Raw genomic sequence first — 12106 nt, forward strand, 5'->3', positions numbered from 1 at the left:
GCGGCGAGTCAGGCACAGGACGCGGAAATCGGACCGTACGCAGAAGAGGGAGACCGCGATGAGCGCACCCGACGGCAGCCCGGTCGGCGCCGAACGCAGCATCGGCCAGCTGTTCGCCTCGGCGACGGCAGAAATGTCGGCGCTGGTGCACGACGAGATCGCGCTGGCGAAGGCGCAGCTCAAGCAGGACGTCAAGCGCGGCGCGACCAGCGGCGGCGCCTTCTCGATGGCCGGCGCGGTGCTGCTGTTCTCCCTGCCGATGCTGAACTTCGCGCTGGCGTACGGCATCCGCACCTGGAGCGACTGGAACCTGGCGGTCTGCTTCCTGCTGTCCTTCGCGGCGAACGTGCTGGTCGCGCTCGTGCTCGCGCTGATCGGCGTGGTCTTCGCGAAGAAGGCCAAGAAGGGCAAGGGCCCGCAGAAGGTCGCCGCCTCGATGAAGCAGAGCGCGGGCGTCCTGCAGAAGGCCAAGCCGCACCCGCGCCCGGAGCTCACCACCCAGGACCGGGTCCCCGAAGCCATCGAGGCTGTGGCACGCTCGTCGTCATGACGGACCCCGCCACACCCCCGGCACAACCGGCCTCGGCCGTACTCCTGGACGGCCCCTGGAGCCACCGCGACGTCGCCGCCAACGGCGCCCGCTTCCACATCGCCGAGCTGGGCGACGGGCCGCTGGTGCTGCTGCTGCACGGTTTCCCGCAGTTCTGGTGGACCTGGCGGCACCAGCTGGTCGCGCTCGCCGACGCCGGGTTCCGGGCCGTCGCCATGGACCTGCGGGGCGTCGGGGGCAGCGACCGCACGCCGCGCGGCTACGACCCCGCCAACCTCGCGCTGGACGTCACCGGGGTCATCCGCTCGCTGGGCGAGCCGGACGCCGCGCTCGTCGGCCACGACCTGGGCGGATACCTGGCGTGGACGGCCGCCGCGATGCGCCCCAAGCTGGTGCGGCGGCTGGCGGTCGCGTCCATGCCGCACCCACGGCGCTGGCGCTCGGCCATGCTGAGAGACGTCAAGCAGAGCCGCGCCGGTTCACACATCTGGGGGTTCCAGCGGCCCTGGATCCCGGAGCGGCAGCTCACCGCCGACGACGGGGCGCTCGTGGCCGAGCTGATCCAGGAGTGGTCCGGGCCGCGCCCGCCGGAGGACGAGGCGCTGGAGAACTACCGCCGCGCCATGTGCATCCCCTCCGCGGCGCACTGCGCGGTCGAGCCGTACCGCTGGATGGTGCGCTCCCTGGCCCGCCCGGACGGCATCCAGTTCAACCGCCGGATGAAGCGGCCCGTGCGCGTGCCGACCCTCCATCTGCACGGCTCGCTCGATCCCGTGATGCGCACGCGCAGCGCGGCCGGCTCCGGCGAGTACGTCGAAGCCCCGTACCGCTGGCGCCTGTTCGACGGCCTCGGCCACTTCCCGCACGAGGAGGACCCGGTCGCGTTCTCCGCGGAGCTCATCAACTGGCTGCGGGATCCCGAACCTGATCGGTGACCGGATGATCCCGATCGGTGACCGGGGTGACCGCACCCGGTACCCGCTCGTGAACGCTTGTCCTACGAACGGCCAATTGCCCGGCGCATAGGCCAATTGGACGCCCCGGGAGCGGTTATCGACCATGGGGCAGGGGCACACGTCGGGGTATGGGCTGGACGCACGACTACAGTGACGCAAGCCGCAATCGCCGCTCGGCGGGCGGTGCGAACTCCTACCAGCGAGGCGCTGCACCGCAGATGGCGGCGGCGGACCCCAGGGTAGGGATTCCGCGCATCCTCCGCCGCCGGGCCCGCTGGGTCTCCGTACGTCTGCGCCACACACGCGACTGAGGCGTCACCCGCGCGAGTGACGCGCGGGCCGTCCCCTCCCCGGAGCCGCTCCTAGAGCGCGCAGCTGTCGCTGCCCACCTGCTGGTTGGCGGTGCGCCCCTTGGTGATGTCCTCCTGGATCTCGTCCACGGTCAGCGCGTACCCCGTCTCGGCGTCGTCGAGGGACTTGGCGAACACCACGCCGTAGACCTTGCCGTCGGGTGTGAGCAGCGGGCCGCCGGAGTTGCCCTGGCGGACGGTGGCGAAGAGGGAGTAGACGTCGCGGTGGACCGTGCCGCGGTGGTAGATGTCCGGGCCGTTGGCCGTGATGCGTCCCCGCACGCGCGCGGCCCGCACGTCGTACGACCCGTTCTCCGGGAAGCCGGCGACGATCGCGTTGTCGCCGCTGGCCGCGTCCTTCGAGGTGAACCGCAGCACGGGCGCCTTGAGGTCCGGCACGTCCAGTACGGCGATGTCGCGCCGCCAGTCGTAGAGCACGACCGTGGCGTCGTACTTCCTGCCCTCGCCGCCTATCTGCACGGTCGGCTCATCGACACCGCCCACCACGTGCGCGTTCGTCATCACGCGGCGGTCGGCGAAGACGAAGCCGGTGCCCTCCAGGACCTTGCCGCAGCTCGGGGCCGTGCCCATGACCTTGACGATGGAGCGCTGGGCGCGGGTCGCCACCGGGCTGTCGGCCAGGGCCGGGTCGGGCGGCTGGACGTCGGTGATCGGCTCGTTGGAGAACGGGCTGAAGACCTGCGGGAAGCCGTTCTGCGCGAGGACGGAGGAGAAGTCCGCGAACCAGGTGGCGGCCTGGTCGGGCAGCGCCTGGGAGACGCCCTGCAGCACCTTGGAGTTGCGGACCTCCTTGCCGAGCGTCGGCAGGGTGGTGCCCGCGAGGGCCGAGCCGATCAGCCAGGCGACCAGGAGCATCGCCACGACGTTGACCAGCGCGCCGCCGGTCGCGTCGAGGGCCCGGGCCGGGGACCAGGTGATGTGCCGGCGCAGCTTGTTGCCGAGGTGGGTGGTGAGGGCCTGGCCGACGGAGGCGCAGACGATGACGACGACGACCGCGACGACGGCGGCGGTCGTGCTCACCTCCGCGTTGTCCGTGAGCGCGTCCCAGATGACGGGCAGCGCGTAGACCGCGACGAGGCCTCCGCCCAGGAAGCCGATCACCGACAGGATGCCGACGACGAAGCCCTGGCGGTACCCCACGACCGCGAACCACACGGCGGCGACCAGCAACAAGATGTCCAGCACGTTCACGGAGGCCACCCTGTCATGCGCGCCAGTCGAGCGGGACCTGCTTCCCGCGGTCCCAGGGCCGCTCCCAGCCCGCGTAGTGCAGCAGCCGGTCGATGATTCCGGCGGTGAAACCCCAGACAAGGGCTGATTTGACCAGAAATGCCGGTCCTTGGTGACCGCTGGGGTGGATGGTGGTGGCTCTGTTGGCGGGATCCGTGAGATCCGCCACGGGAACCGTGAAGACCCTGGCGGTTTCGTTCGGATCGACGACCCCGACCGGGCTGGGCTCGCGCCACCAGCCGAGCACCGGCGTGACGACGAAGCCGCTCACCGGGATGTACAGCCGGGGCAGGACGCCGAAGAGCTGGACGCCGGCGGGGTCGAGGCCGGTCTCCTCCTCCGCCTCGCGCAGGGCGGCCCGCAGCGGTCCGTCACCCCTCGGGTCGCCGTCCTCCGGGTCGAGGGCGCCGCCGGGGAACGAGGGCTGCCCGGCGTGCGAACGCAGGGAACTCGCTCGCTCCATGAGCAGCAGCTCCGGCCCGTACTCGCCCTCCCCGAACAGGATCAGCACGGCGGACTGGCGGCCGGCGCCGTCCTCGGGGGGCAGGAAGCGGCTCAGCTGCGTCGGCCGGACCGTCTCCACGGCGTGCACCACCGGGTCCAGCCAGGCGGGCAGGCCCTCCTTGCTCACCGTCACCGGGCCGCCCTGTGTGTCGCTCGCGCGCGTCATCGCCACCCCCGTCGTCCTGACGCTTCCAACGCACGACCGCCCCGAGATCGTTCCGCGAGGGGCCGGAGTCCCCTGTACGGGGGGCTTGCGGGGGTGTGCGGGCGGCTCGGGCGGCTCATCCGGCCCCCAGGGGCGGCGCCGGCTTGCCGCCCGCGTCCAGGTAGGCCTGCGGAGGCCTCAGGCGCTGGCCGGGGAAGCCGCCCTTCTCGTACTTGAGGAGCTTCTTCGCCTTCTCCGGGTCGGTCTCGCCCTCGCCGTACGCCGGGCAGAGCGGGGCGATCGGGCAGGCGCCGCAGGCGGGCTTGCGGGCGTGGCAGATGCGGCGGCCGTGCCAGATCACGTGGTGCGAGAGATCCGTCCAGTCGCTCTTGGGGAAGAGCGCGCCGATGGCGGCCTCGATCTTGTCGGGGTCGGTCTCGGCGGTCCACTGCCAGCGGCGCACCAGGCGCTGGAAGTGCGTGTCCACGGTGATGCCGGGGCGCCCGAAGGCGTTGCCGAGCACGACGAACGCGGTCTTGCGGCCGACGCCGGGCAGCTTGACGAGGTCCTCCAGCCGGCCGGGCACCTCACCGCCGAAGTCCTCCACCAGCGCCTTGGACAGCCCTATGACCGACTTCGTCTTGGCCCGGAAGAAGCCGCAGGGGCGGAGGATCTCCTCCACCTCCTCCGGGTTGGCGGCGGCGAGGTCCTCGGGGGTGGGGTACTTGGCGAAGAGCGCGGGTGTCGTCTGGTTGACGCGCAGGTCGGTGGTCTGGGCGGACAGGACCGTGGCGACCACCAGCTGGAAGGGGTTGTCGAAGTCCAGCTCGGGGTGGGCGTACGGGTAGACCTCGGCGAGCTCGCGGTTGATCCGGCGGGCGCGGCGGACCAGGGCGGTGCGCGACTCGCCGCCCGGCGGGTGGACGACGGCCTTGGCGGGGGCCGCGCCCTTGACCCGGGCGGTGGCCTTCTTGGGCGCGACGGTGACCTTCTTGGCGGCGGGGGCCTTCTTCACGGCCGCCTTCGTGGCGGCGGGAGCCTTCTTCACGGCCGCCTTCTTCACGGCCCCCTTCTTCACCGCCGCCTTCTTCGCGGAAGCCGCTTTTTTCGCAGAAGCCGCTTTCTTCGCGGAGCCGGCTTTCCTCGCAGCGGCGGCCGTCGCCTCCCCTGTCGCTTTCGCCGTTTTCCTACCGCCATCGGGGCTCTGTTCGCCCACAGCGGAATCCCGACGTACAACCACCCGCGCAGCCCCCTCGGCCTGTGCTCTCACCGGCGATTTGGACACCCGGCCAGCCTAAGGCCAGCCACCGACATCCGCCCCGGCCCCTGAAGATCGGCGCCCAATTGGACCCCTGCCGCGTACCCCGGGACACCTGTGCGGCATCCTTGTGACAGATCACACTGTTTGGACCGTCCGGCAAAATGGGCACCACGGTCCCCTGGTACGCGGGGGTGCAAGATCCCCTGAGCAGGTCGAAAGGGAGAGAACTCGTGGACGACGTTCTGCGGCGCAATCCGCTCTTCGCGGCGCTCGATGACGAGCAGGCCGCGGAGCTCCGCGCCTCCATGAGTGAGGTGACCCTCGCCCGCGGTGACTCACTGTTCCACGAGGGCGACCCCGGCGACCGCCTGTACGTGGTCACGGAGGGCAAGGTCAAGCTCCACCGCACGTCCCCCGACGGCCGCGAGAACATGCTCGCCGTCGTCGGCCCCGGCGAGCTCATCGGCGAGCTGTCGCTGTTCGACCCGGGCCCGCGCACGGCGACCGCCACGGCGCTGACCGAGGTGAAGCTGCTCGGCCTCGGCCACGGCGACCTCCAGCCCTGGCTGAACGCCCGCCCGGAGGTGGCCTCGGCGCTCCTGCGCGCCGTCGCACGCCGGCTGCGCAAGACCAACGACGCGATGTCCGACCTCGTCTTCTCGGACGTCCCGGGCCGCGTCGCCCGCGCCCTGCTCGACCTGTCCCGCCGGTTCGGCGTGCAGTCGGAGGAGGGCATCCACGTCGTCCACGACCTCACGCAGGAGGAACTGGCCCAGCTGGTCGGCGCGTCCCGCGAGACGGTCAACAAGGCCCTGGCGGACTTCGCCCAGCGCGGCTGGCTGCGCCTGGAGGCCCGCGCGGTGATCCTCCTGGACGTGGAGCGCCTCGCCAAGCGCTCGCGCTGACGCGCCCCGGCCGTACGTCTTCGGGCCCTGTCCCTCACGGGACGGGGCCCGACGTCATGCACGGCACCGCACCAGGAGGGCGCCTTCCCGGCCGTCCGGCTCTGCGCCGAACAGGAGCGCCTGCCCAGCCGTCATGCCCGGCCGCGAACAGGAGCGCCAGCCCGGCCGTCCCGCCCGGCGCCGAAAAAAGAGCCGCGCCGGAGAGCCCTCTCACGGCACAGTGACCACATGGCCGGAACCGTTCACCGCCCCGGGCTCGACGCGCGGGGCTTCATCGCCCGGGAGGGCTCCCTCGCGCGCGTGCCCCGCGCCTTCCGCCCCGTCGTCGCCGCGACCAGGGACGGGCTGACCGACGTGTTCGGGGCGCGGCTGCACAGCGCGTACCTCTACGGGTCGATTCCGCGCGGCACCGCGCGCGTGGGACGCAGTGACCTCGACCTGCTGCTCGCCCTGCGCGAGGAGCCGACCGAAGCGGACCGGGCCGACGCCCGTGCGCTCGGCGCGGCGCTGGACGCGGAGTTCGACCAGATCGACGGCCACGGGACGCTGCTCTACAGCCGGGAGCGGCTGCTGAGCGACCTGGAGCGGCACGACCTGGGCTGGTTCCTCGCCTGCCTGTGCACCCCGCTGCTGGGCGAGGACCTGGCGGCGCGTCTGCCGCGCTACCGACCCGACTCACTGCTGGCCCGCGAGACCAACGGCGATCTGCACCTGCTCCTGCCCGGCTGGCGCCGGCGGATCGCCGAGGCGGACGACACGGCCGAGGCCCGCCGTCCGCTCGTCCGTTTCATGTCCCGGCACCTCGTCCGCACCGGCTTCACGCTCGTCATGCCCCGTTGGAACGGCTGGACCAGCGACCTGCGGGAGATGGCGGAGGCGTTCGCCGGGTACTACCCGCAGCGCGCCGAGCAACTGCGGGCAGCGGCCGTCCTCGGGCGCGAGCCGACGGGGGACGCCGCCGTGCTCCGGTCGTACGTCGACGACCTCGGACCGTGGCTCGCCGCCGAGTACGCGCGCGTGCACGGCGTCAAAGCGCCCCGACCCGCATGAGGGCTCCTAGATGAGTCCGTGCTCCTCCAGATAGTCCAGCTGTGCCCGTACCGACAGCTCGGCCGCCGGCCACAGGGAGCGGTCCACGTCGGCGTAGACGTGGGCTACGACCTCGGCGGGGGTGCGGTAGCCGTCCTCGACCGCTGTCTCGACCTGGGCGAGGCGGTGGGCGCGGTGGGCCAGGTAGTACTCGACGGCGCCCTGGGCGTCCTCCAGGACGGGGCCGTGGCCCGGCAGGACCGTGTGGACGCCGTCGTCGACCGTGAGGGACCTGAGGCGGCGCAGGGAGTCCAGGTAGTCGCCGAGGCGGCCGTCGGGGTGGGCCACGACCGTCGTGCCGCGCCCCAGGATCGTGTCGCCCGTCAGGACCGCCTGGTCCGCCGGGAGGTGGAAGGAGAGCGAGTCGGCGGTGTGGCCGGGCGTCGCCACGACCCGCAGTTCGAGGCCGCCGGTGGTGATCACGGCCCCGGCGGCCAGGCCCTCGTCGCCCAGCCGCAGCGCCGGGTCGAGGGCACGCACGCGCGTGCCGGTCAGTTCCGCGAACCGGGCGGCGCCCGCCGCGTGGTCGGGGTGACCGTGGGTCAGCAGGGTCAGGGCGACACGCTTGCCGGCCTGCTCGGCCGTGGCGACGACATGCCGCAGGTGCCCTTCGTCCAGCGGCCCCGGGTCGACCACCACCGCCAGGTCCGAGTCGGGCTCGGAGAGGATCCAGGTGTTCGTGCCGTCCAGGGTCATCGCCGACGGGTTGGGGGCCAGGACGTTGACGGCCCGCGCGGTGGCCGGTCCCGAGAGGACTCCGCCTCGGGGCTGGCCGGGAAGGGCTGCTGCGTCCGTCATGCGCCGGCTCCACCGGTAGGGGCGGTCGGAACGTGCTTGGTGAACTCGTCGTGGCCCGGCCAGGAGAGCACGATCTCGCCGTCCACCAGGCGGGCGGTGGCCAGGACGGGCGTGAGGTCCCGGTCGGGGGCGGCGGCGAGCGCCTGGGCGGCCGTCTCGTACGCCGTCAGCTGCCGCAGGGTCGCGATGGTCGGCGGCATCATCAGCAACTCGCCCCGGTCGTACCCGGCCGCCGCATCGCCCGGGGCGATCCACACCGTGCGGTCCGCCTCCGTGGAGGCGTTGCGGGTGCGCTGCCCCTCGGGGAGGGCGGCCACGAAGAACCAGGTGTCGTAGCGGCGGGCCTCGAACTCCGGGGTGATCCAGCGGGTCCAGGCGCCGAGCAGGTCGGAGCGCAGGACCAGGCCGCGGCGGTCCAGGAACTCCGCGAAGGACAGGTCCCGGGCGACCAGGGCGGCACGGTCCGCCTCCCAGTCGGCGCCGGTGGTGTCGCCGACGACCGAGTCGGGCGCCGGGCCGGCGAGCAGCACGCCCGCCTCCTCGTACGTCTCCCGTACGGCCGCGCAGACGATCGCCTGGGCCGCCGTCTCGTCGACGCCGAGCCGGTCCGCCCACCACGCGCGCGTGGGGCCCGCCCAGCGCACCTGGTGGTCGTCGTCGCGCGGGTCGACGCCGCCGCCCGGATACGCGTACGCGCCCCCGGCGAAGGCCATGGAGGCGCGTCGGCGCAGCATGTGGACGACGGGGCCGGAGCCGGTGTCCTTCAGGAGCATGACGGTCGCCGCGCGCCTGGGGGTGACCGGAGTGAGGGTGCCGGCCGCGAGTGCGCGGATGCGGTCCGGCCACTCCGGGGGATACCACTGACCGTTCGCCATGGGCGCGAGGCTATCCCGTGACGGGCGGATGTTCGAGTGGCCCCGGGGACGGATTCCGCAGCTGGGACCCCCGGAAAGGGGCAGCTGGGGTCCCCGGGAAGGAGCAGCTGGAGCCCCCGGGAAGGGGTTGCGCGAGGGGAGGTGTTACGCGAGCTCCACCTGGATCTCGACCTCCACCGGCGCGTCCAGCGGCAGCACCGCCACGCCGACCGCACTGCGCGCGTGCACGCCCTTGTCGCCGAGGACCTCGCCGAGCAGCTCGCTCGCGCCGTTCAGCACGGCGGGCTGGCCGGTGAAGTCCGAGGCCGAGGCCACGAAGCCGACGACCTTCACCACGCGCGCGATGCGGTCCAGGTCACCGGCGACGGACTTCACGGCGGCCAGGGCGTTCAGCGCACACGTGCGTGCCAGCGCCTTGGCCTCCTCCGGGGTGACCTCCGCACCGACCTTGCCGGTGACCGGAAGCTTGCCGTCCACCATGGGGAGCTGCCCGGCGGTGTAGACGTACGGGCCGGACTGCACGGCCGGCTGGTAGGCGGCGAGCGGCGGGACGACGTCGGGCAGGCTCAGGCCCAGCTCGGCGAGCTTCGCCTCGACGGCGCCCACTACTGCTTCTCCCGCTTCAGGTAGGCCACGAGCTGCTCGGGGTTGTTCGGCCCGGGCACGACCTGGACGAGCTCCCAGCCGTCCTCGCCCCAGGTGTCCAGAATCTGCTTCGTGGCGTGGACGAGCAGCGGCACGGTTGCGTATTCCCACTTGGTCATGCGGCCGACTTTAGCCCCTGTCCGAGCGGGGTCACGGCGGCGGTCCGGGGCCGGCCCCGGCACAGGTTGTCCACAGCCTCCCGCGTAGCCCGGGCGCGGACTGGTTAGGCTCGAATACGTGAGCAGGCTCCAGGTCGTCAGCGGCAAGGGCGGTACCGGCAAGACCACGGTGGCCGCGGCCCTAGCGCTGGCCCTGGCCACGGAGGGGAAGCGGACGCTTCTCGTCGAGGTCGAGGGCCGTCAGGGCATCGCGCAGCTCTTCGAGACCGAAGCGCTGCCTTATGAGGAGCGGAAGATCGCCGTCGCTCCAGGGGGCGGGGAGGTGTACGCCCTCGCCATCGACCCCGAACTGGCCCTTCTGGACTACCTCCAGATGTTCTACAAGCTGGGCAGCGCCGGACGGGCCCTGAAGAAGCTCGGCGCGATCGACTTCGCCACCACCATCGCGCCCGGTCTGAGGGACGTACTCCTGACCGGCAAGGCGTGCGAGGCGGTGCGCCGCAAGGACAAGAACGGGCGGTTCGCCTACGACTACGTCGTCATGGACGCCCCGCCCACGGGGCGCATCACGCGTTTCCTGAACGTCAACGACGAGGTCGCGGGCCTCGCCAAGATCGGCCCCATACACAATCAGGCCCAGGCCGTGATGCGGGTGCTGAAGTCGCCGGAGACGGCCGTGCACCTGGTGACGCTGCTGGAGGAGATGCCCGTCCAGGAGACCGTGGACGGCATCGCCGAGCTGCGGTCGGCGCGGCTGCCGGTGGGGCGGATCATCGTGAACATGGTGCGGCCGGAGGTGTTGGACGCGGCCGACCTGGAACTCGTACGCACGGTCCCGCGTTCCACAGTCGCGCGGTCGCTGTCGTCCGCCGGGCTCGGCGGGGCGCGGCGCGGCGGGCACGCGGAGCGGCTGGTGGACCCGCTGCTCACCCAGGCCGAGGAGTACGCCGAGCGGTACGCGCTGGAGCACGAGCAGCGTGCGGTCCTCACCGAGCTGGGCCTGCCGCTGCACGAACTGCCGCTGTTCGCCGAGGGCATGGACCTGGCGGGGCTGTACGAGCTGGCCCGCGAGCTGCGCGAGCAGGGCGTGTCGTGAGCCGGCCGCGCACAGGGCTCCGAGCCAGCACAGGGCTCCGGCCCGGCACAGGGCTCCGGCCCGGCACACAGGCAAGGACCGTCATGAGTCGGAAGCAGGGGATGTCATGAGTCGTCCGGACCCGGCCCACCACCATCTGTCGCCGGCGCGTCTGCTCGACGTCGATCCGCTGCTGGAGGACCCGAAGACCCGCATCGTGGTCTGCTGCGGCGCGGGCGGGGTCGGCAAGACCACGACCGCGGCGGCCCTGGGCCTGCGCGCGGCCGAGCGGGGCCGCAAGGTGGTCGTGCTCACCATCGACCCGGCCCGCCGGCTGGCCCAGTCCATGGGCATCGACTCCCTCGACAACACCCCGCGCCGGGTCAAGGGCATCGACGACTCCGCGGGCGGCGAACTGCACGCGATGATGCTCGACATGAAGCGCACCTTCGACGAGATCGTCGAGGCGCACGCGGACCGCGAGCGGGCGGCCGCCATCCTGGGCAACCCCTTCTACCAGTCGCTCTCGGCGGGCTTCGCGGGCACGCAGGAGTACATGGCGATGGAGAAGCTCGGCCAGCTGCGCGCCCGGGACGAGTGGGACCTGATCATCGTCGACACCCCGCCGTCCCGCTCGGCGCTGGACTTCCTGGACGCGCCGAAGCGGCTCGGGTCGTTCCTGGACGGGCGGCTGATCCGGCTGCTGACGGCCCCGGCGAAGCTGGGCGGCCGCGCCGGGATGAAGTTCCTGAACGTCGGGATGTCGATGATGACCGGCACGCTGGGCAAGCTTCTCGGCGGCCAGCTCCTGAAGGACGTCCAGACGTTCGTCTCCGCGATGGACACGACCTTCGGCGGCTTCCGCACGCGCGCGGACGCCACGTACAAGCTGCTCCAGGCGCCGGGGACGGCGTTCCTCGTGGTCGCGGCCCCGGAGCGGGACGCGCTGCGCGAGGCCGCGTACTTCGTGGAACGCCTGGCCGCGGAGGACATGCCGCTCGCCGGGCTGGTGCTCAACCGGGTCCACGGCAGCGGCGCCGACGGGCTGTCGGCCGAGCGTGCGCTCGCCGCCGCGGAAAATCTTGAGGACTCCCGCATTGTGGATCAGGAGGGCGGGAAAGCTGGACTTCGTAACTCTCCCGACACGTACGGCAGTTCAGACTCTCCCACGGACGAAACCCCAGCTCCGGACGCTGCTGAGGCCTCCGACGGTGGCTCCCCCGCCGAGGACGACGCCGAGCACGCCGAGCGCTCCGTCGACCAGCTCACGGCAGGCCTGCTGAGGCTGCACGCCGAACGTATGCAGTTGCTCTCCCGCGAGCAGCGCACGCGTGACCGCTTCACCGCGCTCCACCCCGAGGTGGCCGTGACGGAAGTGGCCGCGCTGCCCGGTGACGTGCACGACCTCGCGGGACTGCGCGACATCGGCGACCGGCTCGCGGCCAACGAACGCGAGCTGCCCGACGCGTCCGCTGTCTCCGACGCGTCCGCTGCGTCCGGCCTGCCCGAGGCGAGCGCCTGACGGACGCGGCCGGGTGCCACCGCCGCATGCGGCGGTCCCGGTGCTGCTGCCGCCGCAGCGG

14 protein-coding genes are annotated in these 12106 nt (G+C 72.4%); 7 read left to right on the forward strand and 7 right to left on the reverse strand.

The features are described from left to right. Window positions 1-58: 58 nt before the first annotated feature. The 3 genes from ABZ386_RS16395 (at window position 59) to ABZ386_RS16405 (ending at window position 1817) form a co-directional block, all read left to right on the forward strand. Entirely contained in the window at window positions 59-550 is a 492-nt protein-coding gene (locus ABZ386_RS16395) for a phage holin family protein (RefSeq protein WP_351339569.1), read from the forward strand. After that, window positions 547-1485 (forward strand): alpha/beta hydrolase, encoded by a 939-nt coding sequence (locus ABZ386_RS16400; protein ID WP_114254493.1) that lies wholly within the window; start codon window positions 547-549, stop codon window positions 1483-1485. Before ABZ386_RS16395 ends, ABZ386_RS16400 begins: the two co-directional genes overlap by 4 nt. A 149-nt stretch (window positions 1486-1634) precedes the next feature. Continuing rightward, window positions 1635-1817, forward strand: coding sequence for a hypothetical protein (locus ABZ386_RS16405; RefSeq protein WP_114254492.1), 183 nt, complete (start codon window positions 1635-1637; stop codon window positions 1815-1817). 51 nt (window positions 1818-1868) lie between these two features. On the opposite strand, the gene ABZ386_RS16410 is transcribed toward ABZ386_RS16405, so the two are convergent. The 3 genes from ABZ386_RS16410 to nth form a co-directional block, all read right to left on the reverse strand. After that, entirely contained in the window at window positions 1869-3068 is a 1200-nt protein-coding gene (locus tag ABZ386_RS16410; protein WP_351339566.1) for a MarP family serine protease, read from the reverse strand. 13 nt (window positions 3069-3081) lie between these two features. Continuing rightward, window positions 3082-3777, reverse strand: a complete 696-nt coding sequence (locus ABZ386_RS16415) for a CoA pyrophosphatase (protein WP_351339564.1) — start codon at window positions 3775-3777, stop codon at window positions 3082-3084. 115 nt (window positions 3778-3892) lie between these two features. Further along, window positions 3893-4834, reverse strand: a complete 942-nt coding sequence (gene nth, locus ABZ386_RS16420; RefSeq protein ID WP_358964942.1) for an endonuclease III — start codon at window positions 4832-4834, stop codon at window positions 3893-3895. 413 nt (window positions 4835-5247) lie between these two features. Here nth and ABZ386_RS16425 point away from each other — a divergent pair, with 413 nt between their 5' ends. Together ABZ386_RS16425 and ABZ386_RS16430 are read left to right on the forward strand one after the other, a co-directional pair. Then, window positions 5248-5922 (forward strand): Crp/Fnr family transcriptional regulator, encoded by a 675-nt coding sequence (locus ABZ386_RS16425; protein WP_031115987.1) that lies wholly within the window; start codon window positions 5248-5250, stop codon window positions 5920-5922. Between the two features lie 228 nt (window positions 5923-6150). Beyond that, window positions 6151-6972: a nucleotidyltransferase gene (locus ABZ386_RS16430; RefSeq protein ID WP_355715368.1), complete on the forward strand. Its 822-nt coding sequence runs from the start codon at window positions 6151-6153 to the stop codon at window positions 6970-6972. Between the two features lie 6 nt (window positions 6973-6978). Here ABZ386_RS16430 and ABZ386_RS16435 read toward each other — a convergent pair whose 3' ends face one another. The 4 genes from ABZ386_RS16435 to ABZ386_RS16450 form a co-directional block, all read right to left on the reverse strand. Then, window positions 6979-7809, reverse strand: a complete 831-nt coding sequence (locus ABZ386_RS16435; RefSeq protein ID WP_114254488.1) for an MBL fold metallo-hydrolase — start codon at window positions 7807-7809, stop codon at window positions 6979-6981. After that, complete coding sequence (locus tag ABZ386_RS16440) at window positions 7806-8684, reverse strand: NUDIX hydrolase (RefSeq protein WP_358964943.1); 879 nt, start codon at window positions 8682-8684, stop codon at window positions 7806-7808. Before ABZ386_RS16440 ends, ABZ386_RS16435 begins: the two co-directional genes overlap by 4 nt. A 144-nt stretch (window positions 8685-8828) precedes the next feature. Then, window positions 8829-9290, reverse strand: a complete 462-nt coding sequence (locus ABZ386_RS16445; protein ID WP_351339552.1) for a RidA family protein — start codon at window positions 9288-9290, stop codon at window positions 8829-8831. Further along, window positions 9290-9448, reverse strand: coding sequence for a DUF4177 domain-containing protein (locus ABZ386_RS16450; RefSeq protein ID WP_003991873.1), 159 nt, complete (start codon window positions 9446-9448; stop codon window positions 9290-9292). The genes ABZ386_RS16445 and ABZ386_RS16450 overlap by 1 nt, the downstream gene beginning before the upstream one ends. Before the next feature lie 118 nt (window positions 9449-9566). Between ABZ386_RS16450 and ABZ386_RS16455 the strand changes: the two genes are divergently transcribed. Both ABZ386_RS16455 and ABZ386_RS16460 read left to right on the forward strand, forming a co-directional pair. Further along, window positions 9567-10544: an ArsA-related P-loop ATPase gene (locus ABZ386_RS16455; RefSeq protein WP_351339548.1), complete on the forward strand. Its 978-nt coding sequence runs from the start codon at window positions 9567-9569 to the stop codon at window positions 10542-10544. 106 nt (window positions 10545-10650) lie between these two features. After that, entirely contained in the window at window positions 10651-12045 is a 1395-nt protein-coding gene (locus ABZ386_RS16460) for an ArsA family ATPase (protein WP_351339546.1), read from the forward strand. Window positions 12046-12106 lie beyond the last annotated feature (61 nt).

Origin of the sequence: Streptomyces sp. NPDC006140, assembly GCF_040628815.1 — a bacterium.
GTDB lineage: Bacteria > Actinomycetota > Actinomycetes > Streptomycetales > Streptomycetaceae > Streptomyces.